This window comes from Paenibacillus sp. S150, assembly GCF_019352175.1.
Classification (GTDB): domain Bacteria; phylum Bacillota; class Bacilli; order Paenibacillales; family Paenibacillaceae; genus Paenibacillus_AQ.
The window spans coordinates 49,232-73,934 of sequence record NZ_JACBYI010000030.1 but is presented as its reverse complement, the minus strand read 5'-3'; the positions used below and the strand labels follow the sequence as shown (position 1 = coordinate 73,934).

The following is a 24,703-nucleotide window of genomic DNA, read 5'->3' as shown; positions in this document are numbered from 1 at the left end:
GTGAGAGCATGTTTTTTTCATTAGCGATTGATCCGATCGTTTTCTCCATCGGCTCGCTGCCGGTACATTGGTATGGCCTGATCCTTGGAGTTGGCGCACTGGCCGGGCTGTTCCTGGCGATCCAGGAAGGCAAACGCTACAGTATTCCCCAGGAATTTTTTATGGACATGCTGCTGCTTGGCTTACCATCGGCGATTATTGGCGCGCGGATCTATTTTGTGGCATTCAAATGGGAGGATTATAAAGACAATTTTGTGGATGTCTTCAAAATCTGGAACGGCGGGATTGCGATTTATGGCGCACTGATCGGAGCGATTATTTGCGGTATCATTTATTTCCGCTACAAAGGGTATCCGTTCTGGCGTATTGTGGATATTTGCGCACCCGGGCTGCTTGCCGGTCAGATGATCGGACGTTGGGGGAATTTCGTGAATCAGGAAGCTTACGGCAGCGTAGTAGAGGAATCATTCCTGCGCGATAAGCTGCATCTTCCCGACTTCATTGTGAACCAGATGTACATAGGAGATGCTTTTCATCATCCGACCTTCCTGTATGAATCACTCTGGAGTCTGCTGGGTATTCTGCTGCTGATGATTCTGCGCCGGCAAAAGTTCGTCCGAGCAGGTGAGATTTTTCTGTCTTATTTTATATGGTATTCCATTGGACGCTTTTTTATCGAAGCGCTGCGTACAGACAGCTTGGCCTTTAACGGGAGCAGCGGCGTGGCTTCGTTCCTGAACGGATTATGGAGTCCGATGAAATGGTTTGGCTTTGAGCAAGGATATCTTGATCCCGGTTATGGGAATATCCGCAGCTCACAGCTGCTGGCGCTGTTGACTATTATAGCCGCTGTAATACTAATTATTGTCCGCCGGGTAACCGGGCAGCCCAAGGACCATTACTCCGATCCAATTGTGAGTACTAAGGGTAGTGCTGGGGATAATATTGTCCCGGAAAGTGCGGCGAACACGCCTCAGAGCACTCAACAGAGCGCTCCGCAGGTTAGGCAACCGGAGCCGGAGAAAACACCGGATGAAGCACCGAAGGAGTAGCTGAACCAATGATAGAATGTATATTGTTTGATCTGGACGGAACGATTGTAAATACCAACGAGCTGATTATCAGCTCATTCATGCACGCACTGAAGGAGAATAATCTGCCCCCGCTGACCCGGGAGCAGATTATTCCGCATATGGGAACCACTTTGCATCAGCAAATGAGCGTTTTCTCCGGTCTGGCAGATACCAGTGTGCTGGAGCTGTCCTACCGTTCCTATAATTATGCGCATCATGATGAGCTGATCGGCTCTTTTCCGCATGTAAATGAGACGATGGAGGAATTGGCGCGCCGCGGCATCAAGCTGGGGATTGTGACGACCAAGATTCGTCCGACAACGATCAAGGCGCTGGAGATGTTCGATCTGCGTAAGTATATGGAGACCATTGTTACCGTAAGTGATGTAGTCCAGCCGAAGCCTCACCCGGAGCCGGTTCTGACCGCTGTCGCCAACCTGGGTGTAGATCCGCGGAAAACACTGATGGTCGGAGACAGTGTCGTTGATATTCAGTCAGCCAAGGCGGCAGGTGTCCGTGTAGCTGCTGTAGCCTGGTCGCTTAAGGGTGAGGAGACACTGCGGAAGTATGAACCGGACTATATCATCCATGATATGAAGGACATCTTCGGTATCGTGGAGCAGGGGACGATTGAATCGTGAGAAAAGTAACCCGCTATCCGGTGGAAGGGCATAACTCCCTCTGGTACATCTATCGTACGGTCAGCCCGTGGAAGGGTGTGCGCAATTTTATCTTTATACAGATTGCCCGTTATTGTCCGATCCTGCCGATGAAAAACTGGATATACCGCAATATTCTGGGCATGAAGGTCGGCAAGCATACGGCATTTGGGCTTATGGCGATGGTTGATGTATTTTTCCCGGAAAAGATTACGGTGGGGGAAAACTCGGTGATCGGTTACAACACGACCATTCTCGCCCATGAGTACCTAATCAGGGAATACCGGCTTGGGGAAGTAATTATCGGTGAAAATGTGCTGGTCGGTGCCAATACGACGATTCTCCCTGGTGTAACCATCGGGGATGGAGCGATTATAGCGGCCGGATCAGTGGTGCATAAGGATGTGGCTGCGGGCTCCTTTGTCGGGGGCAATCCGTTGCGGGAGCTGCGCTCACCGGCTGAGGCGGACGGCGAACAATCCGAAGGCAAGGGATGATAGGGTTGCCCTGCAGTATCAGGTTGCGTGCACTCACGCAGGAGCTGCGGGGTTTTTTATGGGTAAATGAATACGAAATCAAGGTTTAAGGAACTTTTAAGTGTTCAGCAAAGGGAAAGAGGCGATATACTTAGAGTATAGACGCTGATTCCGCGTATGATGCGAGCGGCAAATATCAGATTGTATTGCAGCAAGGACAGGCTTCCTGATATGTTCAGTTCCACCGATTCCGCTTGGCGTCTCTATGAACAGTGATCATAGCAGAGAAGAGGAAGCCTATAGTGAATATTGTCAAACAGGACAGACTGCCCCAGCTTGATATTTACCGCGCCCTGGCGATTCTTGGTGTGCTGCATGTACATTCATCATCTTTTGCGGCAGGGGAGCAGGCTCTGGATTCGCCATATTATTACTGGCTGAACTGGATCAATATTTTTTTCAAATTTGGCACGCCATCGTTTATTTTTCTGAGCAGCTTTGTGTTGTTCTACAATTATTACGGCCGTCCGGTTACCCGCAGCCTGATCGGGAGCTTCTACCAGCGCAGGCTGAAGTATATTCTGTTGCCTTACCTGCTGGCTTCGCTTGGTTACTATGGGCTGACTTTATATATGAACGGCCGTCTGTCGCAGCATCCGTTAGAAACGGTGTCCAGCTTTCTGGGGGCCTTGTTCTCGGGTTCGGCGTATGCACATTTATATTTTGTTTTTATCAGCATCCAGTTCTATGTGCTGTTTCCGCTGCTGCTTAAGCTGCTGCAGAGCTCCCGGATCTGGGTAAGCTGGGCCTTTCCGCTTGGACTGGCGCTGCAGTGGGGATTTATTTTTTGGAATAAATATTCGCTGCACATTATAGAAAAAGGAAGCCTGTCGATTTCCTATTTGGCATACTATATGCTGGGTGCGTATATTGCCATTAACTTTGAAAAGATTAAGCCTTGGCTGATAAAGCCGTGGAGTGAGCTCCCGGTTAAGCATAGACGTTTCACGGGACTGCTGGTTGTTTTATGGTTAGTGGCCGCGTTTACACATGTCCAGCTCTGGTATAGAGCCCGGCACTTTGGAATTTGGACGGACTCGCTGTGGTATGAGCTGCTGTGGAATGTGCACACGATGTTCTCGGCGCTGGTGCTGCTGTATGCGGCTTTTCTTATCCATCGTAGTGCTCCCAGGGTTGTTGCAGCATGGTTGACCCGGCTGGGGGAGCTGTCGTTTGCCATTTATCTGATTCATCCTCTGCTGCTGGCGGTGTACCGGAGATTCCGCTACAGTATCCCGACCGATTCCCTGCTGTATGTGCTTTTTATATACGGAGGACTGCTGTTTGCACTGGCTGGAAGCTGGGTCATTGTGCAGTTTGCATTCCGCCGTTTTGAACAGTCTTGGATTGTCTTTGGCAGTGTGCCGCGTTCGCTTAGCCCCCTGGAGAAGAGGAAGTCAGGGCATATCTCCGGCAGAAGCGGGGGACAGGCTTTTGAGGAACGGCAGAAGCAGGGGTCATAGCAAGGATGGGCCGGCAAGGCAGGGTTGCAAACGGATTACTGGAAATAGGCACCTTGGGTGCGGAGTTCAACAGGAGGAAATGGAATGGGACAAAAGGAAAGAATTCCGCAGCTGGATATATTTCGGGCAATTGCGATTTTTGCGGTGATCGCTATACATGCCACTTCACGAACACTCGCAGAGACGCTCGGCACCTCAATGTTCCATCCGTTTCTGTTCATTAACAAGTTCAGCCAATTCGCTGTACCGTCGTTTGTATTCCTAAGCGGATTCGTGCTGTTCTACAATTATATTGACCGGCCGTTAAGCGGAAAGACTCTTGGAAAGTTCTATAGCCGCAGGCTGATTTACATTATTGTGCCGTATGCTGTATTTTCGCTGCTGTATTTTATATTGAAAATGACCTCGGGCAACACTTGGAATTTGCCGCTGGAAGAAATGGCGCATAAGCTTGGCAAGTATCTGCTTACCGGGACAGCTTATACGCATCTCTACTACATCATCATCATTATCCAGTTCTATGTGCTGTTTCCGCTCATGCTGTGGTGCCTGCAAAAGGTCCGGCGTCTTGCCGCCTGGGCTCCGCTAATCGGGCTGCTGCTGCAATGGGGATTCGTGCTGTTGAACAAATATATGACCAATCACGGGTATTGGCAGCTGTCCAAAGGCAGTCTGTCAATCACATACTTCTCCTATTTCCTGCTGGGGGCAGCCCTTGCCGTCTATTATGCTCCCCTGAAAAAATGGCTGGCCGTCTCGCGGGAGGGCTGGCGTTCCGGTAAAGGGCCGGTATGGATTGTGCTATGGCTCGTGTGGGCTGCTGCCGGAATTATTCATGTGGAGCTGTGGTTCAACAGCTATACGAAGAAAGCAGTGATTAACAGCCTGTGGTATGAGGGCTTCTCCAATTTTCATGCGCTGCTCTCCTGCTTTGTGCTCCTGCAGCTGTCCTTCCTGCTGTACGGTGCGGGGCGCAGTCTGCTGACGAGAATGCTGATCTCCATTGGCGCCTGCTCCTTCGGAATCTATCTGCTTCATCCGGCAGTGCTGTTCTTCTATAGAAAGCTGCCGTTTCATGGCGGCCCGCTTGCATATACCTCAGCGATTGCCGGCGGGTGGCTGGCGGCTCTGCTGGGCTCATGGCTCGTTGTAGCGTTGATTTTCCGTTATGTGAAGCCTGCCTGGATTCTATTCGGTTCCGGACCGCAGAAGAAGCAGCCTAAACAAACAGCGGTATAGCTTAAGAATGTAATGTATATCAAAAGCGCCGGCCGTCCCGAACACTGCGGGCTGGCCGGCGCTTTGCATTTGCAGGGATATGAGGGAGACTGACCCAATAAGGCTTTCTATTCTCCGGCCTGCTCCCGCTGAAATTCCGCGATGGCCTGATACTGGCTTTCCAGGCTGCGGAATACAGAGATAAAGATAGGCAGCAGTTGTTTATAGACTTTGGCATGGTCTGTGACTGGGTGATGCCGGTGGGTGGAGCCGATCATTTGGAAAACAATATCAAAGGTGTCTGCCCGTCCGGTGGCGTAAAGGCCAAGCACGACCGCCCCCAGGCAGGAGCTCTCGAAGCTCTCCGGAATGACAACCTCCTGGTCAAAAATATCGGCCATCATCTGCCGCCACAGAGCGGAGCGGGCAAAGCCTCCAGTGGCCAGGATTTTACTCGGCTGTCCGATCTGCTCCTCCATGGCCAGCAGGACGGTGTACATATTAAAAATGACACCCTCCAGCACCGAACGGATCATATGCTCCTTGTGATGATTCATTGTTAATCCGAAAAAGGAGCCTCTGGCGTCCGGATTCCACAGCGGTGCGCGTTCTCCGGTCAGGTAGGGATGGAAGAGCAGGCCGTTGCTGCCCGGCGGCACCTGCTCGGCAATGCGTGTCAGCACCTCATAGGGATCAATGCCAAGGCGTTTGGCAGTTTCTACCTCGGAGGCGGCGAACTCGTCACGCACCCAGCGGAAGAGCATTCCCCCATTGTTCACCGGGCCGCCGATGACCCAATGCTTCTCGGTCAGGGCATAGCAGAAGAACCGTCCTTTGGGATCGGTAACTGGGCGGTCCACTACCGTGCGGATTGCTCCGCTGGTTCCTATGGTGGCAGCGACAACACCAGGCTCGATTGCACCGACGCCGAGATTGGAGAGGACACCGTCGCTTGCGCCCACGATAAAGGGAGTGGAAGGCCGCAAGCCGAGCTGTTCGGCAACACCGGGCAGCAGATTCTTCATAATCCGGGTGGTGGGAACAGGCTTCGAGAGGCGGTCTGCCGTGATACCGGCAATATGCAAGGCTTCAGCATCCCAGTCCAGCTGCTCCAGGTTGAACATGCCGGTGGAAGAGGCGATAGAATAGTCAATGACATATTCTCCAAACAGCTTGGCAAAGATGTATTCTTTGATTGAAATGAACTTGTACGTCTGTCGGAACAGCTCCGGCTGCTCCTCCCCCAGCCACATCAGCTTGGTGATGGGAGACATGGGATGGATTGGCGTCCCGGTGCGGAGATACAGCTCATGGCCGTTCAGCCTGTCCCGCAGGCGGGCGGCGCTGGCAGTACTGCGGTTATCCGCCCAGGTGATGCAGCCGGTCAAGGGACTGCCTGCACTGTCAACGGCTATCACACTGTGCATGGCGGAGCTGAAGGATAGAAAAAGGACGGACTCCGGGTCAATGGAGCTGTCCTTCATTACCACGGAGATGGTATGCATTACGGCTCCCAGTATTTGGTCCGGGTCCTGCTCCGCTACCGAGGGTGAAGGCGTATGCAGCGGATAGCCAAGGCTCGCTTGCGCGGAGATTTTGCCATTTTCCTCAAAGAGGACAGCCTTCGTGCTTGTAGTTCCAATATCGACGCCGATCATATAGGAAGCGCTCATGCTTCAGACCTTCTTTCTAACTTGAATAGAATGATCTAATGGTGTACTTGTCGACAAGAGATGCCAGGCGAAGGCAGGATTTTGCTGAATAAGGGTTAGGGGAGGCTGCGAATCAGCGTTTCCCCAGAATCGGCGAAATACTCCTGAACTACCTTGTGAATGGTATCGGGATCTCCCGAACGAAGAGCCCCTATCACCATCCGGTGTTTCTCTGCCACCCAGTTCATACGTTCTTCTCCAAGGGTGAAGCCTTTCTCTGTTGTAATCAGAATAACAGTCATCACAATATAGCGGATGCTGTTCCACAAATGAAGAATCCGGGTATGATGGGCCTCTGTGACAAGCGCTTCATGAAATGAAAAATCCTGCTGGGCAAATTCAACATAATCATTGTGTTTGACAGCCAGCTTCATTTTGTCGATACTCTGTTCAAGCTGCTGGATCAGCGAGTCCTGTATGGTCACGGCGAGTCTTTGCTGGGCAAAGCTCTCGATGAGATAACGCACATCATACAATTCTTCAACATCCTTGATATTCAGGCCCACAACAATGGCACCCATTCTTTCCAGACGGATTAGTCCCTCGCCCGACAAGGATTTAAGAGCCTCCCGGACGGGAGAACGGCTGGTGCCAAAATCGGCGGCAATGCGGTTCTCGGAAAGCACTTCGCCCGGTTTCAGGGTTTCGTTAATAATTTGCAGTCTGAGTTCACAGGCAATCGCTTCCCCAAGGGAGGCTCCTTGCAGCCAAGTGACAGGAAAATGCATGAAAAACGACTCCTCTATGTGATTAATTGTATACTACGACCCGGCATTCCATTAATTCTAGCATACAATGTCTTCACGGTTCCATCCGCTTAGCCTGCGCATCTTCCTCTAGGCTTGAAAGAGCACTTAGTCAGATTCCGCTGTTCTCCTGCACAACGGCATGACCGCCGAATTCATTGCGGAGGGCGGCGACAACCTTGCCATGGAAAGTATTGTCCTCAAGGGAACGGTAACGCATCAGAAGCGACAGCGCAATCACCGGTGTGCTGGCTTCAAGATCGAGAGCGGTTTGAACCGTCCATTTTCCTTCTCCGGAGCTTTGCATCACCCCGCGGATCCCGGAAAGCTTCGGATCTTTGGCAAAAGCATTCTGGGCAAGCTCCATAAGCCAGCCGCGGATCACCGAACCATTCGACCACAGCCGGGCGACATGCTCATAGTTGAAGTCAAAGCCGCTTTTCTCCAGCAGCTCAAAGCCCTCGGCAATAGACTGCATCATTCCGTATTCAATGCCGTTGTGGATCATTTTCAGAAAATGGCCGCTGCCGCTTTCCCCTGAATACAGATAGCCGCGCTCTACCGCAAGATCACGGAATAACGGCTCAACGTGTGCGAATACCCCGGAATCACCGCCGATCATTAAGCAGGCCCCATGCTCCGCGCCTTCCGTACCCCCGGATGTGCCGGCATCGAACAAATAAATGCCGCGTCCACGCAGCTTCTCTGCACGCGCGATGGATTCTTTATAGTGGGAGTTGCCGCCGTCAATAATGATATCGCCCGGTTCCAGCAGTCCGGCAAGCGTGTCAATTACCCCGCTCACGATTTCTCCCGCAGGGACCATGACCCAGACAATTCTGGGATGCTCAAGGTTTGTGACCATCTCCTCCAGTGAGGAAGCGGCAAAGGCCCCCCGTTCAGCCAATTGCAGTCCCGCTTGCGGGCTGATATCGCTTACCACAAGCTCATGCCGGTGATTCAGCAGATTCAGTGCCAGGTTAAAGCCCATCTTGCCCAGTCCGATCAGGCCCAATTTCAATATGGCTCACTCCTTAACAGATTTTTGTATGATACTGCTGTATACTTGTATACAACTTTGCTTGTATCTTACTACTCAGCTTATTAATTTGTAAAGAACAAACGGAAAGCGGTTCATGCTCGGGCGGATATTCTGCGGTAACAGTGCAGCGGGGCATATTTAGTCTGGCCTTAATGGGGATAAGCTTAGTGAAGACAAGAATTCGTTTATTGAACGTACGAACAATTGCAGGAGCCGTATATAAAAATCTTAAGTTCACTCAATATGGCAGCAATAAATGCTATTCTATATTATAAAGGTCCAATTGACGTAAACAAAAGTCCGTGATACGATATTGCCATTGCTTTACTTTACTACCACTGTACCATAGTAAAGTGTTTGTTCTTATTATATTGATGATATCTGACGAGGTGACCAATGAAGATGTCCAAACCGAAGGGATTCGAGAAGCCGGCCGGTGTGCGTGACTATCTCCCGCGTGCAGTAGCCAAGCTGCGCAAGATAGAAAATGATGTGCTGCACTGCATGAGCCGCTGGGGATACCGGCAGATGATTACGCCCACCCTGGAATATTACGATACGGTCGGCGTGGCCAGCTCTACATCGGACCAGAAGCTCTATAAATTACTTAACAACCGCGGGCAGGCACTGGTGCTGCGCTCGGAGATGACCGCGCCGGTGGCGCGTGTGGTGTCTTCCCTGTTAAAGGACGAGCCGCTGCCGCTGCGCCTGTCCTATCACGCCAACGTGTTCCGGGCAATTGAAGAAGAGGCGGGACGGGAGGCGGAATTCTTCCAGACCGGAGTCGAGCTTGTCGGAGATGATTCGCCGGAGGCGGATGCGGAGGTGGTTGCTCTGGCGATTTCCTCGCTGCAGGCGGCGGGCGTGAAATCTTTCAAAATCGCCATGGGCCATGTAGGTTTCCTCGATGGGCTGTTTCAAGAAGCTGTATCCGGTCTTCCTGAAGCCCAGGAAGAGCTGAAGAGCCATCTGCTGAACCGGGATTATGTAGCCTTCCGCGAGACGCTGCGGCGGCTTGAGCTGCCGGAGGCGCAGAAAAATGAGCTGAACGGATTGCTGCGGCTGCGGGGAGGCAAGGAGATCTGCGGCCAGGCGCTTGAGCTCAGCAGCCATCCGCTGGCCCTTGCCTCCATAGAGCATCTCTGCAAGGTATGGGAGGTATTGGTGGCATACGGAGTCTCTCAGCATGTGCTGATTGATCTGACGATGATTGGCGATTTCTCCTATTATACAGGCATGACCTTTGAGGGCTACGCCTCTGAGCTTGGATTTCCGGTATGCAGCGGAGGGCGCTATGATAATCTGCTGCAGCAATTCGGACGTCCGATTCCATCGACCGGCTTCTCCTTGAAGACGAACCGTATTCTGGACGGTGTATCCGGTGCGCCGGAGGCGGAGGACCTGCCGATCCTGATCCAGTATGACGCCCCCCGGCGCAAGGAAGGACTGGAGGAGGCGGCGCGGCTGCGGTCTGAAGGTCATGTGGTGGTGACGCGTCTGGCTGCAGAGCCCGGCGATCTGAAGACAGTGAAGCGCCTGGATACGGATACGGTTGAAGCGGACGGCGAGCGGTACGGGGAGATTTATACATTCGTGTCTTTTGTCAGCGAGCATGGCTGAGAAATTCATCTCCAGCAGTATCCGACAGTTCAGACATTTACCGCAGTCACGGCCATCGCCGATTGATAAATTAAGCGTTCCGCTTATTAATAGTACGGATTTATCAGATAGAACTGGAGACGGAGGTCAATGAAATGGCACAGATATTGAAGGTCGCCATGCCGAAAGGGCGGATATACAATAAAGCGGCGGAGCTGTTCCGCCAGGCGGGACTGCCGATTCCGCCGGATGGCGAAGAGTCGCGCAAGCTGGTGATTTCACTGCCGGATGCAGGAATGGAATTTATCCTGGCCAAGCCGGTCGATGTGCCCACGTATGTGGAATACGGGGTAGCGGATATCGGCATCGTGGGCAAGGATGTGCTGCTGGAGGAAAACCGCGATGTTTACGAGCTGCTGGATCTGGGGATCGCACGCTGCCGGATGTCGATTATCGGCCTGCCGAACTGGCAGCCGGGCATTCAGCAGCGGGTAGCGACGAAGTATCCGAATGTGGCGTCGCGCTACTTCCGCGAGCAGGGACAGCAGGTGGAGGTTGTGAAGCTGAACGGCTCCATTGAGCTTGCGCCGCTGATCGGTCTTGCCGACCGCATCGTCGATATGGTGGAAACCGGACAGACGCTGAAAGACAACGGACTGGTGGAGATGAAGAGCATCTTCGGGATTACAAGCCGCCTTGTGGCGAACCGGGTGAGCTACCGGATGAAGAATGAAGAAATCCAGCAGCTATGCGACCGCCTGCAGGCGGTTATCGCGCTGCCTGGACTGGAACTCGGCGGAGTTCAACGCTAAGGATGCAAAAGGGGGAAGCAGCGGTGAAGGTTCAATCGGGCAAGGAATTCAAGCTGCAGCGTGAAGTGGAATACGGAACGCCGGAGCAGAACAAGGCCGTGAAGGATATTGTGGCCGGTATCAAAAATGAAGGCGATGCGGCATTGCTCCGCTATACGGAACGCTTCGACGGCGCGGCACTTACGCCGGCACAGCTGCGGGTGACTGCGGAAGAGCTTCAGGCCGCCTATGGACGGGTGGAGGCGTCCTTTGTTACGGCGATCCGGGCCGCCGCCGCCAATATCCGGGCGTTTCATGCGCGGCAGAAACGCAATTCCTGGATGGATCTGCAGCCGGACGGCACGATCCTCGGCCAGATCATCCGCCCGCTGAAGCGTGTGGGCGTATACGTTCCCGGCGGCAAGGCGGCGTATCCGTCCTCGGTGCTGATGAACGTTATTCCGGCTCAGATCGCCGGGGTGCCGGAGATCGTGATGGTCACTCCGCCGTCGACCGGCGGCACGGAGGGCATCGATCCTTATATTCTCGTGGCCGCCGCCGAAGCCGGCGTGAACGAGATCTACCGCGTGGGCGGCGCGCAGGCGATCGCCGCACTGGCCTTCGGCACGGCGTCCATCGCGCCGGTCGATAAGATCTGCGGGCCAGGGAACATCTACGTGGCCCTGGCCAAACGCGAGGTCTACGGCGCTGTCGATATCGACAGCATCGCCGGACCGAGCGAGATCGTCGTGCTCGCCGACGATACCGCCGAGGCCGCCTACGTCGCGGCCGACCTGCTCTCGCAGGCCGAGCATGACGAGATGGCCTCGGCCATCCTGGTGACGCCGTCGCAGCGCCTTGCGGAGGCGGTTGCTGCCGAAGTGGAGCGGCAGCTGCAGGAGCTTCCGCGCGAGGCCATTGCCCGCGCTTCCGTGGACAGCTACGGCGCGATTATCGTTGTGGAATCGCTGGCGGAAGGAATTGACGTTGTGAACCGGCTGGCGCCGGAGCATCTGGAGATTGTGGCCGAGGACCCGATGGGATTGCTCGGCAGCATCGAGAATGCCGGAGCGGTCTTCCTGGGTCCGTACAGCTCTGAGCCGGTCGGCGATTATTTTGCCGGTCCGAATCATATTATTCCGACCAACGGCACAGCACGGTTCTCTTCGCCGGTGGATGTGGATGATTTCATTAAGAAATCAAGCCTGATCTATTACAGCAAGGAAGCGCTGCTGCGCGACGGGGCGGCGATTATCGAGCTGGCCCGGCGCGAGGGGCTGGAAGGCCATGCGCGGGCAATAGAGATCCGATTAGAGAATGAAGCGAGGGGTGGAGACGGGAATGGAAAATAACAACGAGGCTGCGGCAGTGCGACAGGCCGGACTTAGCCGTAAAACCAATGAAACGGATATTACGCTCTCCCTGGCCGTAGACGGCAGCGGTGTTTCCGAGCTGGAGACGGATGTGCCTTTTCTGAATCATATGCTGGACTTGTTCACCAAGCATGGCCAGTTCGACTTGTCTCTGCAGGCACGCGGCGATATCGACATAGATGACCACCACACCGTAGAGGACATCGGTATCTGTCTTGGACAGGCGCTGCGCGAAGCGCTGGGCGACAAAAAAGGCATCAAGCGCTACGCCAATGTCTTCATCCCCATGGATGAGGCGCTGGCTCAGGTGGTGATCGACATCAGCAACCGGCCGCATTTTGAATACCGGGCTGCCTATCCTTCGCAGCAGGTCGGCAGCTTCTCGACTGAGCTGGTGCATGAATTCCTGTGGAAATTTGCGCTGGAAGCACGGATTACGCTGCACGTGATCGTGCACTATGGCTCGAATACCCACCACATGATCGAAGCCATATTCAAGGCGCTGGGACGGGCGCTGGATGAAGCGACGCTGATCGACCCGCGCGTGAAGGGTGTGCCTTCCACGAAGGGAGTGCTGTAGGATGACCGTTGCAATCGTCGATTACGGCATGGGCAATCTGCATAGTGTCAGCAAGGCGGTGGAACGACTTGGGCTTAAGAGTCTTGTGACGGGTGAAGCCAGTGAGATTCTGGCTGCCGACAGCGTCATTCTGCCGGGGGTCGGTGCATTTGGCGATGCGATGGAGCATCTGCGCAGCAGTGGACTGGATGCTGTGGTCACTGAAGCCGCAGCTTCAGGCCAGCCGCTGCTGGGGATTTGCCTCGGTATGCAGCTGCTGTTCAGCAGCAGTGAAGAGTACGGAGCTCACGAGGGGCTTGATCTTTTGCCCGGTTCAGTGGTGCGGTTTGCCCCCCGTGAGGGCTACAAGGTACCGCATATGGGCTGGAACAAGCTGGATTTTCTTCAGCCGCAGAATCCGCTGTTCACAGGGCTTGAAGCAGGGCATGTGTATTTTGTCCACTCCTTCCATGCTATCGTGGCCCAGCAGAGCGATCTGCTGGCAGTAACAGATTACGGGTATCCGGTAACAGCCATCGTCGGCCGGGACAATGTATTCGGCATGCAGTTCCATCCGGAGAAAAGCGGCGGGCTGGGCATGCAGCTGCTGGGCAATTTCTTGAAACTGAAAGGTACAAGGGCATAAGCCGCTTTACAAGCTGCTGAACGTAAGCATTCGATTACTTTGTTGTCCGGCGAACCCCGTATTATTACAGAAATTCATCGGCACGGGGGCATGGATTTTCGGGTTCACTCTCTATAGATAACTATATTGTAACGAAAGTGGGGGCGTCACATGTCTTCTTTTATCGTATATCCGGCGATTGATATCCGGGATGGAAAATGCGTCAGACTGCAGCAGGGCGATTACAACCAGGAAACTATATACAACGACAGCCCGCTCAAGGTAGCCAAATCGTGGGAAGAGCAGGGCGGGCAGTTCATACATCTTGTCGATCTGGATGGAGCCAAAGCCGGGCACCCGGTAAATGATGATATCATTGGAGCTATCGCCAAAAACGCAGGCGTTCCCGTGCAGGTCGGCGGAGGTCTCCGCACCCTTGCCGATGTAGAGAAGCTGCTGGATCTTGGCGTCAGCCGGGTCATTATCGGCACAGCGGCGATTAATGATCATGCTTTTACAGAGGCGGTGCTTGCCAAATACGGCGATAAAGTTGCGATTGGCATTGATGCCCGGGGCGGCTATGTAGCCACTCATGGCTGGCTGAATACCTCCGAGGTGCGTGCTGAGGATCTGGCCCAGACGCTTGCAGCCAAAGGTGCGGAAACGTTCATCTATACTGACATCTCCCGTGACGGGATGATGCAGGGACCGAATATCGAGGGCATCCTGTCCATGGCCGCCACCAGCGGCAAAACCGTCATCGCCTCGGGCGGCGTCACGAGTCTGGATGATCTGCTGCGCCTGAGCGTACATAGCGGCAGCGGTATCGGCGGTGCGATAGTTGGCAAAGCACTGTACACCGGCAATATCGATTTGGCCGAAGCGCTGCAGGCGTTGAGCGGGAAGTAGGGAACGGCGACCGAATTTCGGAGCGTGATGGTGTTCACCGGCGCGGATCGTCCGAATTATCCAAATTTATATTCAGGATACACTTGTCTCTCAGTCCTCTGGACTTTTGCAGGAGGCTCTATTGCGGCGCTTCAGACGATGAAATTTTCGGGGAAGACCCTCAATTTGGACTTCGCCAAATTGGAGGCTTCCATAACGATGCCCTCACTCCGGACAATGTTATTTCAGGATAGAATGTGTCCGGTCGGAGCTTGAGTGAGATCAAGCAGGGAGCTGCTTTTCCGGAGTGATTTGGAGTAACTTCCCCGCAGGCGGAGCAGCCGCCTTCCCGCCAGGGGCCAAAACGCGGAACACGAAGGTTTTTTGGGTCATGAGCTTTTTTTGTTTTTTGCTTTTACGTTTATAAGCTTTGGCTTTTAAGCTTCAAAGTGTTCGTTATGATGCTTTTTATCTTTCCCTGTATGTCTTTAATGTTTTTCTGTATACATTTTGCTCGTTGCTGTCATCCCTTTTTTTTCTTATGCTATTACACTTCTCTGTTCTTCTGTTCTCAGGTTCCTGCTCTTTATCAGGAGCACTCCATTCCAAGCGGCCCCGCAGGGGTTAGCGCTCTTTAAACCATAGTTGCCCGGGAGCGCAACACTCCTGCCTACGCCAGCCATCCGGGTGTCCAGAGGGCCGGGGCCCTTGGGGTCCCCCTTGGCTAAGGGGGATTTAGGGGGATCGAAAAGGTTGAAAAAGGTTTTCACTTGAAAACTCATGGAAAGGGGTTAGTTCATGTTAGCCAAACGCATCATTCCCTGTCTGGATGTAAAGGACGGGCGGGTAGTCAAAGGCGTGAATTTTGTGAATTTGCGCGATGCCGGGGACCCGGTGGAGCTGGCGGCGCTGTATGACCGGGAAGGCGCGGATGAGCTTGTCTTTCTGGATATTTCCGCCTCCGTGGAAGGCCGGGCCACGATGGTTGAAGTCGTGCGGCAGACTGCAGGCGAAATTGCCATTCCGTTCACGGTGGGCGGAGGGATTTCGACTCCGGAGGATATGAAGCGTATCCTGCGCGCGGGTGCGGACAAAATAGGTATCAATACAGCGGCAGTCAACAATCCGCAGCTCATTCTGGAAGGCGCCCGCCGCTTCGGTGCCCAGTGCATTGTATTGGCAATGGATGCCAAATATAATGAGGCTTGGGGCGAATGGGAAGTATACACGCACGGCGGGCGCAAGCCTACGGGAATCCGTGCGCTGGCCTGGGCCAAGGAGGCAGAGAAGCTGGGAGCGGGCGAGATTCTGCTGACCAGCATGGATGCGGACGGCACCAAGGACGGCTTCGATTTGAAGCTTACCGCTGCGGTCAGCGACCTGCTGAGCATTCCCGTGATAGCATCCGGGGGAGCGGGGAAGATGGAGCATTTTTATGATGTGTTCACCGAAGGCAGGGCCGATGCGGGACTGGCGGCGACCATTTTTCATTATAAGGAAATTGCAATTCATGATTTGAAAACAGATCTGAAGCAAAAAGGGGTAGAGATCCGATGAGCGAAGCAGAGCAGAATGCGGCCCTGGGCCAACAAGAAGTATTGGAGGGCATCCGCTGGAATGAAGCCGGACTGCTGCCTGCCGTTGTGCAGGATGCGGACAGTCTGGAAGTCTTGATGTTTGCCTATATGAACAAAGAGTCCTTGCAGCTCTCGCTGGAGAGCGGACAGACCTGGTTCTGGAGCCGCTCGCGCGGAGAGCTGTGGCATAAGGGGGGGACCTCGGGCAATACCCAGGCGATTACCTCGATTCACTATGACTGTGACAGCGATACGCTGCTGGTGAAGGTTGTGCCGGAAGGACCGGCTTGCCATACGGGCGCAACCTCCTGCTTCTTCCGTGAGCTTCCGCTGAGCAATCCGCCGGCAGCAGGCGGTGGCAAGGGCGCCTCTGAATCTGCTGCCTCTTCCCGGGAAGGCAGTGATCGTTTTGCTGTTCTGGGTGAGCTGGAGCGCGTTATTGCCGAGCGGGAGGCCGGGCGTCCGGAAGGCGCGTACACGACCTACCTGTTCGACAAGGGTGTCGACAAAATTCTCAAGAAGGTCGGGGAAGAGGCCTCTGAAACAATTATTGCCGCCAAAAATAAAGATAATGCCGAGCTGCGCCTTGAAGTCAGCGATCTGATCTATCACCTGCTGGTGCTGCTGCAGGAGCGCAAGCTTCCGCTGGATGAGATTATGGATGAGCTTAGCGTCCGCCATGAACGGCCGCGCCGCGATTAGAAGGGAGCCTTCAGCATGCATATTGATTACCATACCCACCATGAACGCTGTGGTCATGCGGTAGGAACCTTGGAAGAATATGTGCAGCGCGGAATTGAGCTGGGGCTTCAGCAGCTTGGATTGTCTGATCACCTGCCGCTTATCCATGTCGATCCGGATAGCTATTATCCGGAGATGGCCATGCCGCTGTCCGAGCTGCCCCGCTATGTGGAGGAATGCTTGAACCTGAAGGAGCGATACCGCGGAAGGATTGGGCTCCGGGTGGGTCTGGAGGCCGATTATATCGAAGGCTATGAGGAGCAGATCCGCGAGCTTTTGTCACCGTATCCGTGGGACTATCTGATCGGTTCGGTGCATTTTCTCGGGGAATGGGACATTACGGACTTTCGCCAGACTCACGGCTGGGAAGGCCGGGATGTGATGGAGGTCTACCGCCGGTATTATGATGCGGTGCGGAAGTCGGCGTTATCGGGATTATATGATATTATAGGACATATGGATGTGATCAAACGGTTTGGCTACGGTCCGCAGACACCGGAGGGCAAGGCCGAGGTGCGGGGAATGGAGCTGGATGCCCTGAAGGCAATAGCAGGCAGCGGCATAGCGATGGAACTCAATGCCTCCGGGCTTACTAAGCCCTGCGCGGAGATGTTTCCCTCGGAGCATGTGCTGCAGCAGGCGCTGGAGCTGGACATTCCGCTCACCCTGGGCTCGGACGCCCACGATCCAGTGAAGCTGGGAGACGGCTTGCAGGAAGCGCGCAGCTTGCTGTGGCGTACCGGCTTCCGCCAGCTGGCGGTGTTTGAGGGGCGTGTCCGCACATCCGTTCCGTTTGAACTATAAATTTTGATCCCCAGGAGGGTACTATGCATCATCATCAATTGCGGATTTTTTCCGGTTCGTCGAATCCGAAGCTGGCCGCAGATATTGCGGAGCGTCTGGGTGCCCCTCTGGGCCAGATTAAGCTGACCCGCTTCAAGAGCGGCGAGATTTATGTGCATTATGAAGAGAGCATCCGGAACTGTGACGTATTTTTGGTGCAATCCCTCGCGCATCCCATTAACGAACTGTTCGTAGAGCTGCTGGTCATGATTGATGCCGCCAAGCGCGCATCGGCCAGAACGGTTAATATTATTGTGCCTTATTACGGCTACGCCCGGCAGGAGCGTAAATCCGCACCGCGCGAGCCGATTTCGGCCAAGATGGTCGCCGATGTGCTTACGACAGCAGGTGCTACCCGTGTGATTACAATTGATCTGCACGCGGCGGCAATTCAAGGCTTTTTCAACATCCCGGTAGATCACCTGACGGCACTTGATCTGATCAGCGGATATCTGAAGGTGAAGGGCTTGACGGATCTGGTGGTTGTATCTCCCGACGCGGGACGTGCCTCCATGGCCGAGAAGCTGGCCAGCCGTCTGGATTCGCCGTTTGCCATTATGATTAAGGAACGTCCGGCCCACAACGAGTCGGTGATTACGCATGTTATTGGTGACGTGGGAGGACGGACACCCATCATTATTGAGGACCTGATTGATACGGGCACAACAATTGTGAATGTGGTGGAAGGCTTGAAGGAGCGGGGAGCCAAGAACAGCATCGTTTGCGCCACGCACGGGCTTTTCTCAGGGGATGCTCTGGGCCGCATGGATCACCCCAATATAGATGAAATTGTCGTTACCGATTCTATCGCGCTGCCGGACGATCATTCCAGCCGGTTCACTGTGCTCTCCGTAGCACCTATGCTGGCTGAAGCCACACGCATCATTATCGAAGGCGGTTCTATTGATAAGCTGTTCAGAGACGCGGGAATTTAATTCCTGTGTCTTTTCTTTTTTCAAAGGCAAGAAGAATAGGGCTGAACAATCGTGGGGGCTTGCACTTATGTCGTTTCAAGCTGTTCCTCAGGAAGAGTCACTTCCCGGCTTGAGAATCCCCCTGTCACATGTGGTATACTGTGTGGAGACAGCCCGGGACCATAAATGGAAACGGCGGCACTTAGGTGGGAGTCCGGGCAGGCGCTATGCTGCCGCTCTCCTATTTTTCGTGAGCATAAGGAAGCGTACAAAGGGAGGTGCCTTGCTTCCATGATTGAGAGAACTTCAGAGAAAGACGCCGAGAATGTCAACGTGATTCCCGTCACTCTGGATGCCAATTTTTTCTTTGAAAGAGCTGTACGGTCCTTGGACCGCTTTCAATATGATAAGGCATTGAAGAATTTTCGCAAAGCTGTTGAATATGAACCGGAAAATCCGGTGAATCATTGCAATATGGCGGGTATATTATCCGAGATGGGGAAATACGAAGCGTCCAACGGCATCTTGGCTCATGTTCTGGAAGAGATTGATCCTTCGATGACGGAATGCCACTTCTACATGGCTAATAACTACGCTAATATGGAAAGCTTTGAAGAGGCGGAACGCAGTCTTGTAACCTACCTGCAGGAGGATGAGGACGGTGAGTTCCTGGCAGAATCCGAGGAGCTGATGGAGCTGCTGCAATATGAGCTGAACCGTCCGGCTCCGCTGATTCGGATCCGCAGCCGGGAGGGTGTGGTTGAGCATGACCGGGCCCGGAGTCTGCTGGAGGCGGGGAAATTTCCGCAAGCGGTTAAGCTGCTTGAAGAAATTGTACGGAATATCCCGGACTTCCTGGCAGCTCATAACAATCTTGCTCTTGCCTATTTCTATATGGGCCGCTTCGCCAAAGCCAAGGAGTGTCTTAACGAAGCGCTGAGGCTGGATCCGGGCAACCTGCATGCATTGTGCAACATGGCTATTTTTTTGCAATATGCCGGCGATCAGGAGCAGCTTGCCGAATTGGTGCGCATGCTTGAAGCTACAGTGCCTTTTCACCAGGAGCACGTATTCAAAATGGCTACAACGATGGGGATTTTGGGCAAGCACAAGACGGCTTACGGCCATTTCCGCCGCCTGCTGAAGGATGAAGAGGTCGGCGGAGATGCAGGCCTGTACCATTACTGTGCGGCGGCGGCCAGCAACAGCGGGCTTCACACCGAGGCTGCACGCTGCTGGCAGCAGGCTGCAAGGCTGGACCCGGAATCGGCGGTGCCGAGATTTTTCCTGTCGCAGCTGCAGCTGGCGCAGGCAGAAGGCAGAGAGCTGCCTCTGGTGAGCTATAATTACCAGCTGCCTTTTCAGGAGCAGCTGAAGCAGTGGAAGGACAACACGGACAGCTTCACCCAGGAAGTGCGGAATAATCCGCTGCTGCGCGCTTCATTTTTCTGGGCGCTGCGCTACGGTGACTCCAGTACGAAGCTGCAAGTGACCGAGGCGCTCCGCTGGCTTGAGGACGATGAAATGTCCGAGGTGCTGCAGGGCAGTGTGGAGCAGGAGCCGCTGCAGGAGGCGGCGCTTCTCAGCCTGCAGCGGCTGATCGGCGGCATTCCGGAGGAGAGCGCAACCCAGAGGACGCTGCAGGAATCGGCGGTACCGGGCCATAAGGGGCCGCCGGAGTGGAAAGAGGACTGGCAGCGGATTATCGATCATACGGCAGCCGTGATGGACCGGAGATACGATGCGGCGCAGAAGAAGGCTGCCGAGCTTCTCTGGAAGCAGTTCATAGGCGGGCTCTATCCGGACGTTCCCTTGTTCCGGCATGCGGCGGGCTGGTGTGCGGCTCTTGAATATTTGACCGCCAAGCTGCATGGGCATCCGGTTACTTACCGTGAGGCTGCCCAGCGTTACGAGGTCTCCGTCTCCATGGTAAGCCGGTATGCGCGGCGCATTCATCAAGTATGCGGACTTCCGCAGGACGCGGCGGCAGCTGAAATTTTGCCGCCTTTTACGGAAAATATCTGACCTTAAGGAGGACTTACTAATGTACAAAACTATTGTAATTGGAACAGGCCCGGCAGGACTGACTGCTGCAATCTATTTGGCGCGTGCCAATCTCAGCCCCCTCGTCATTGAAGGCTTGCAGCCGGGAGGACAATTGACCACAACTACAGAGGTAGAGAACTTTCCTGGTTTTCCTGAAGGCATCCTGGGTCCGGATTTGATGGATAACATGCGCAAGCAGGCAGAGCGCTTCGGGGCTGAATTTAAGAATGGCTGGGTGGATGCTGTGGATTTCTCGCAGCGCCCCTTCAAAGTAACCGTGGATGGTCTTGGGGTGCTGGAAGCGGAGTCGGTCATTATATCGACCGGTGCCTCGGCCAGATACCTGGGCATACCGGGGGAGCAGGAGAATGTCGGACGCGGAGTCAGTACCTGCGCAACCTGCGACGGCTTCTTCTTCCGCGGCAAAAAGATTGTGGTGGTCGGCGGCGGCGACTCCGCGATGGAGGAAGCCAGCTTCCTGACGCGGTTTGCTTCCAGCGTAACCCTGGTCCACCGCCGCCCGGAGCTGCGTGCTTCGAAGATTATGCAGGACCGGGCGCGGGAGAACAGCAAGGTGGTCTGGGCATTGGACCGCACGCCGCTTGAAGTCACCGTCGGGGATGCCGGGGTGAAGGGGCTTACGGTCCGCAACAATGAAACGGGCCTTGAGGAGCTTGTGGAGGCAGACGGTGTGTTTGTCGCCATCGGCCACACGCCGAACACGGCGTTTCTGGGGGGCCAGATTACTACGGATGCCAATGGCTATATTGTGGTAAATCCGGGAACAACGGAAACCAACATTCCGGGCGTGTTCGCCTGTGGCGATGTGCAGGATACACGTTACCGCCAGGCGATTTCGGCTGCAGGAACGGGCTGCATGGCCGCCATGGACGCCGAGAAATTTCTGGAAGGCTCTATGGTTCATGACTGGAGCGAAACACTGGATAAGTAACAGCCGGGGCAAGCCGGCAAAATTTGCGGGTTGACAAAAAATACCTATCCAAGTAAATTGTATTTAATTAGATAAGATACCCACTAGGGGAGCCTGAATAGGCTGAGACGGGAAAATTGAATTTCCGGACCCTTGAACCTGATCTGGATCATACCAGCGTAGGAAAGTGGAGCCGGACCTTTTTGGGTACAGCCTTCTTTGGCTGTTCATTGATAAAGCCGCTCCAGGTGGAGCGGCTTTTTGAATTATAAGGATTTATATGCCCTGCGCTATATATGATCCTTCTAATTCTCGCTGAAACGGTGCCGTCCTTATGCAAGGACGGCCCGGCCGTTTCGGCCTGCTGCATGATATCTTATCTGCAAATTGCTCTTAGAGCAAAGAGGAGGAGATAAGAATGACAGAATCAGTGAAGAAGGAAGAGGTCGATCTTTCAGGATTCCCCGCAAGCCGCAAGGTGTATGTAGAGGGCTCGCGCCCGGATGTTCGGGTTCCAATGCGTGAGATCAGCCTCAGCAAGACCGGGGGCGTTGCCGGGGATGAGGAGAATGCACCGGTGCGTGTCTACGATACAAGCGGCATTTACACCGATGCCGCACAAGAGACGGACGTTCGAACAGGACTGCCGCCGCACCGCCTGTGCTGGATTGCGGAGCGCGGAGATTCGGAGGAATACACCGGAAGAGCCGTGCAGCCCGGGGATAACGGAATGGTCGGGGATGGATGGGCAGAAGCCTTTTCGGGCTTGCAGCGGCATCCCTTAAGAGCGCGCGAGGGCCGCAATGTTACACAGCTGCATTATGCGCGGCAAGGAATCATTACACCGGAAATGGAGTATATCGCGATCCGCGAGAACGCCAAGCCTGAATTTGTAAGGGATGAGGTGGCCGCCGGACGGGCTATTATCCCGGCCAATATTAATCACCCGGAGAGCGAGCCAATGATTATTGGCCGTAATTTCCTGGTCAAAATTAACGCGAACATCGGAAATTCCGCAGTGTCTTCTTCTATTGAAGAGGAAGTGGAGAAGATGAGATGGGCGACCCGCTGGGGGGCGGATACGATAATGGATCTCTCCACCGGCAAAAAAATTCATGCCACCCGCGAATGGATTATCCGCAATTCCCCGGTGCCGATCGGCACGGTGCCTATCTATCAGGCGCTGGAGAAGGTGGGCGGCATAGCCGAGCATCTGACCTGGGAGCTGTACCGCGACACGCTGATTGAGCAGGCGGAGCAGGGCGTGGATTACTTTACCATTCATGCCGGGGTGTTGAAGCGCTATATCCCGCTAACTGCAGGAAGAATGACGGGAATCGTCTCAAGGGGTGGCTCTATTATGGCCGCATGGTGCCTTGCCCATCAGCAGGAGAACTTTTTATATACGCATTTTGAAGACATCTGCGAGATTATGAAGACTTATGATGTGGCTTTCTCGCTGGGAGACGGACTTCGCCCGGGCTCCATTGCCGATGCCAATGACGAGGCTCAATTCGCTGAACTGGAGACGCTTGGGGAGCTGGCAGCCCTGGCCTGGAAGCATGACGTTCAAGTGATGGTGGAGGGTCCGGGACATGTGCCGATGCACAAGATCAAGGAAAACATGGACAGGCAGCTGGAAATTTGCCGGGAAGCCCCTTTTTATACACTGGGTCCGCTGACTACGGATATTGCCCCCGGTTATGACCATATTACTTCCGCGATTGGCGCGGCGATGATCGGCTGGTTCGGGACAGCGATGCTGTGTTACGTTACGCCCAAGGAGCACTTGGGTCTGCCTAACAAGAATGACGTGCGTGAAGGAGTGATCACCTACAAAATCGCCGCGCATGCCGCAGACCTGGCCAAAGGTCATCCGGGTGCGCAGGACAGGGACAACGCGCTGTCCAAGGCGCGGTTCGAGTTCCGCTGGCGTGACCAGTTTCATCTCTCCCTGGACCCGGAACGGGCGCTGGAATATCATGATGAGACCCTTCCTGCGGAAGGCGCCAAGCAAGCGCATTTCTGCTCTATGTGCGGCCCCAAATTCTGCAGCATGCGGATCTCGCACGATATCCGTAATTCCTACAGGCTGAGCAGAACACTGTAAATATAGTGTGAATTTCAATAGGCTGCTTCCTTTGCTGAAAAGGCGGGGAAGCAGCTTTTTTTCGTATCCGGGAATTTTAACTATATCCGTTACCTGTATCCTTATATCCTCCCGATACTTCTCGCAGAAACGGTACCGTCCTTTAAAAGGACAGCAAAGCCGTTTCTGCTTGATATGAAAAATCCCCATATGGCCGGGTGTGCCGCCTCTCCTTGACCGGAGGGATACCTTCTATTATAGTGGGTACGTAGGATTAACTATTTTAGCATAGAAAAAGGTGGCTTGTTACATGTCTGAAAGTATCTACGTTGGCGTGGATTTAGGTGGAACCACGATTAAGGTTGGAATCTGCAATGCCGAGGGGAACCTGCTGCACACCTATGAGGGACCTACGGGGACAGCAGATGGCGTCGATGCTGTCATCGATAATATCGAAAAGTATGTGCGTCAGATTGTGGAGGACTCCCCGTACTCTTGGGATCAGCTTGCCGGTGTAGGAGCGGGCCTGGCCGGGTTTACGAACATTCGTGAAGGAATCATCATCCTTGCGCCTAACATAGGTTTTAGAGATGTGCCGATCCGTTCCATTCTGGAAGGTCGTTTGAACAAGCCTGTCAAAATAGACAATGATGCCAACGTGGCTGCACTGGGAGAAGCCTGGAGCGGCGCGGGCCGTGGTGTGGAGAACTGTGTGTGCTACACGCTGGGCACCGGGGTCGGCGGCGGCATCATTATTAATGGCAAGGTGTACCAAGGCTTTGCCGGACTGGCCGGTGAGCTTGGACACATTTCCGTAGTGCCTGATCTGGAAGCTATTCAATGCGGCTGCGGCAATATGGGTTGTCTGGAAACCGTTTCCTCTGCCACGGGTATTATCCGCATGGCCAATGATGCTGTAAGCCGCGGCGACCGCACCTCGCTGTCCATGGTGGAGAAAATTGCCGCCAAAGAGGTATTTGATGCGGCCAAGGCCGGTGACGAAGCGGCTCTGCGTATCGTGAACCGTGCTGCGTTCTATTTGGGCAAATCCATGGCTGCTGTAGCAGCGGTGCTGAATCCCCAGGTGTTCATCGTTGGCGGTGGTGTATCCAAAGCCGGAGACATTCTGTTTGACGAGGTTCGCCGCGTGTTCGCCAAGCTGACTCCGGAGCCGCTTCAGACCGGTGTGACGATCGTGCCTGCCGAGCTTGGAAATGATGCGGGTATTATTGGTGCCGCGGGTCTTTTGCTGCGTTCTTAAGCGGCGGGAATTATTCA

The 24,703-nt window shown here is 54.2% G+C and carries 22 protein-coding genes and 1 riboswitch; of the genes, 19 read left to right on the top strand and 3 right to left on the bottom strand.

From position 1 onward, the window contains the following. The first annotated feature begins 8 nt into the window (after nucleotides 1-8). The 5 genes from lgt to HYD27_RS22635 all read left to right on the top strand — a co-directional run bounded on the left by lgt (nucleotide 9) and on the right by HYD27_RS22635 (nucleotide 4,970). Nucleotides 9-1,052 (top strand): prolipoprotein diacylglyceryl transferase, encoded by a 1,044-nt coding sequence (gene lgt / locus HYD27_RS22655; RefSeq protein WP_219218886.1) that lies wholly within the window; start codon nucleotides 9-11, stop codon nucleotides 1,050-1,052. Between the two features lie 8 nt (nucleotides 1,053-1,060). Then, a complete protein-coding gene (ppaX, locus tag HYD27_RS22650; protein ID WP_219218885.1) occupies nucleotides 1,061-1,714 on the top strand; it encodes a pyrophosphatase PpaX in 654 nt (217 codons plus the stop codon). Further along, the gene (locus HYD27_RS22645) at nucleotides 1,711-2,229 is read left to right on the top strand and encodes an acyltransferase (RefSeq protein WP_219218884.1); all 519 of its coding nucleotides are present in this window, start codon (nucleotides 1,711-1,713) and stop codon (nucleotides 2,227-2,229) included. Before ppaX ends, HYD27_RS22645 begins: the two co-directional genes overlap by 4 nt. A 281-nt stretch (nucleotides 2,230-2,510) precedes the next feature. Continuing rightward, nucleotides 2,511-3,731, top strand: coding sequence for an acyltransferase (locus HYD27_RS22640; RefSeq protein ID WP_219218883.1), 1,221 nt, complete (start codon nucleotides 2,511-2,513; stop codon nucleotides 3,729-3,731). Nucleotides 3,732-3,815: 84 nt separating this feature from the next. Beyond that, nucleotides 3,816-4,970: an acyltransferase gene (locus HYD27_RS22635; RefSeq protein WP_219218881.1), complete on the top strand. Its 1,155-nt coding sequence runs from the start codon at nucleotides 3,816-3,818 to the stop codon at nucleotides 4,968-4,970. Between the two features lie 107 nt (nucleotides 4,971-5,077). Here the strand turns inward: HYD27_RS22635 and gntK are convergent, their stop codons facing one another. The 3 genes from gntK to gnd all read right to left on the bottom strand — a co-directional run bounded on the left by gntK (nucleotide 5,078) and on the right by gnd (nucleotide 8,428). After that, nucleotides 5,078-6,622 (bottom strand): gluconokinase, encoded by a 1,545-nt coding sequence (gene gntK / locus HYD27_RS22630; protein ID WP_219218878.1) that lies wholly within the window; start codon nucleotides 6,620-6,622, stop codon nucleotides 5,078-5,080. Between the two features lie 95 nt (nucleotides 6,623-6,717). After that, nucleotides 6,718-7,389, bottom strand: a complete 672-nt coding sequence (locus HYD27_RS22625; protein ID WP_219218876.1) for a GntR family transcriptional regulator — start codon at nucleotides 7,387-7,389, stop codon at nucleotides 6,718-6,720. Between the two features lie 130 nt (nucleotides 7,390-7,519). Further along, nucleotides 7,520-8,428 carry a phosphogluconate dehydrogenase (NAD(+)-dependent, decarboxylating) gene (gene gnd, locus HYD27_RS22620; protein WP_219218874.1) on the bottom strand — a complete coding sequence of 303 codons (909 nt, stop codon included), beginning with the start codon at nucleotides 8,426-8,428 and terminating at the stop codon, nucleotides 7,520-7,522. A gap of 423 nt (nucleotides 8,429-8,851) precedes the next feature. Here gnd and HYD27_RS22615 point away from each other — a divergent pair, with 423 nt between their 5' ends. From HYD27_RS22615 to HYD27_RS22550, 14 genes are all read left to right on the top strand, one after another. Further along, complete coding sequence (locus tag HYD27_RS22615) at nucleotides 8,852-10,069, top strand: ATP phosphoribosyltransferase regulatory subunit (RefSeq protein ID WP_219218873.1); 1,218 nt, start codon at nucleotides 8,852-8,854, stop codon at nucleotides 10,067-10,069. Between the two features lie 134 nt (nucleotides 10,070-10,203). Continuing rightward, on the top strand, nucleotides 10,204-10,860 hold the full coding sequence (gene hisG / locus HYD27_RS22610; protein ID WP_219218870.1) for an ATP phosphoribosyltransferase: 657 nt from the start codon (nucleotides 10,204-10,206) through the stop codon (nucleotides 10,858-10,860). 23 nt (nucleotides 10,861-10,883) lie between these two features. Continuing rightward, nucleotides 10,884-12,191 carry a histidinol dehydrogenase gene (gene hisD / locus HYD27_RS22605; protein WP_219218868.1) on the top strand — a complete coding sequence of 436 codons (1,308 nt, stop codon included), beginning with the start codon at nucleotides 10,884-10,886 and terminating at the stop codon, nucleotides 12,189-12,191. Further along, entirely contained in the window at nucleotides 12,181-12,792 is a 612-nt protein-coding gene (gene hisB, locus HYD27_RS22600) for an imidazoleglycerol-phosphate dehydratase HisB (RefSeq protein ID WP_219218866.1), read from the top strand. The genes hisD and hisB overlap by 11 nt, the downstream gene beginning before the upstream one ends. A gap of 1 nt (nucleotide 12,793) precedes the next feature. Then, the gene (gene hisH / locus HYD27_RS22595) at nucleotides 12,794-13,417 is read left to right on the top strand and encodes an imidazole glycerol phosphate synthase subunit HisH (protein ID WP_219218864.1); all 624 of its coding nucleotides are present in this window, start codon (nucleotides 12,794-12,796) and stop codon (nucleotides 13,415-13,417) included. A gap of 150 nt (nucleotides 13,418-13,567) precedes the next feature. Next, nucleotides 13,568-14,305, top strand: coding sequence for a 1-(5-phosphoribosyl)-5-[(5-phosphoribosylamino)methylideneamino]imidazole-4-carboxamide isomerase (gene hisA / locus HYD27_RS22590; RefSeq protein WP_219218862.1), 738 nt, complete (start codon nucleotides 13,568-13,570; stop codon nucleotides 14,303-14,305). A 777-nt stretch (nucleotides 14,306-15,082) separates the two neighbouring features. Then, nucleotides 15,083-15,841 carry an imidazole glycerol phosphate synthase subunit HisF gene (hisF, locus tag HYD27_RS22585; protein ID WP_219218860.1) on the top strand — a complete coding sequence of 253 codons (759 nt, stop codon included), beginning with the start codon at nucleotides 15,083-15,085 and terminating at the stop codon, nucleotides 15,839-15,841. After that, nucleotides 15,838-16,563: a bifunctional phosphoribosyl-AMP cyclohydrolase/phosphoribosyl-ATP diphosphatase HisIE gene (gene hisIE, locus HYD27_RS22580; protein WP_219218858.1), complete on the top strand. Its 726-nt coding sequence runs from the start codon at nucleotides 15,838-15,840 to the stop codon at nucleotides 16,561-16,563. Before hisF ends, hisIE begins: the two co-directional genes overlap by 4 nt. Before the next feature lie 15 nt (nucleotides 16,564-16,578). Then, the gene (hisJ, locus tag HYD27_RS22575; RefSeq protein ID WP_219218857.1) at nucleotides 16,579-17,406 is read left to right on the top strand and encodes a histidinol-phosphatase HisJ; all 828 of its coding nucleotides are present in this window, start codon (nucleotides 16,579-16,581) and stop codon (nucleotides 17,404-17,406) included. A gap of 23 nt (nucleotides 17,407-17,429) precedes the next feature. After that, nucleotides 17,430-18,380: a ribose-phosphate diphosphokinase gene (locus tag HYD27_RS22570; RefSeq protein ID WP_219218855.1), complete on the top strand. Its 951-nt coding sequence runs from the start codon at nucleotides 17,430-17,432 to the stop codon at nucleotides 18,378-18,380. A gap of 270 nt (nucleotides 18,381-18,650) precedes the next feature. Then, nucleotides 18,651-20,384 (top strand): tetratricopeptide repeat protein, encoded by a 1,734-nt coding sequence (locus HYD27_RS22565; protein WP_219218853.1) that lies wholly within the window; start codon nucleotides 18,651-18,653, stop codon nucleotides 20,382-20,384. Between the two features lie 19 nt (nucleotides 20,385-20,403). Then, nucleotides 20,404-21,357, top strand: coding sequence for a thioredoxin-disulfide reductase (gene trxB, locus HYD27_RS22560; RefSeq protein WP_219218852.1), 954 nt, complete (start codon nucleotides 20,404-20,406; stop codon nucleotides 21,355-21,357). Between the two features lie 75 nt (nucleotides 21,358-21,432). Next, nucleotides 21,433-21,539: riboswitch (TPP riboswitch) on the top strand. A 215-nt stretch (nucleotides 21,540-21,754) separates the two neighbouring features. Next, on the top strand, nucleotides 21,755-23,446 hold the full coding sequence (thiC, locus tag HYD27_RS22555; protein WP_219218851.1) for a phosphomethylpyrimidine synthase ThiC: 1,692 nt from the start codon (nucleotides 21,755-21,757) through the stop codon (nucleotides 23,444-23,446). Nucleotides 23,447-23,735: 289 nt separating this feature from the next. Next, complete coding sequence (locus HYD27_RS22550; RefSeq protein WP_219218850.1) at nucleotides 23,736-24,686, top strand: ROK family glucokinase; 951 nt, start codon at nucleotides 23,736-23,738, stop codon at nucleotides 24,684-24,686. The last annotated feature ends 17 nt before the right edge of the window (nucleotides 24,687-24,703 follow it).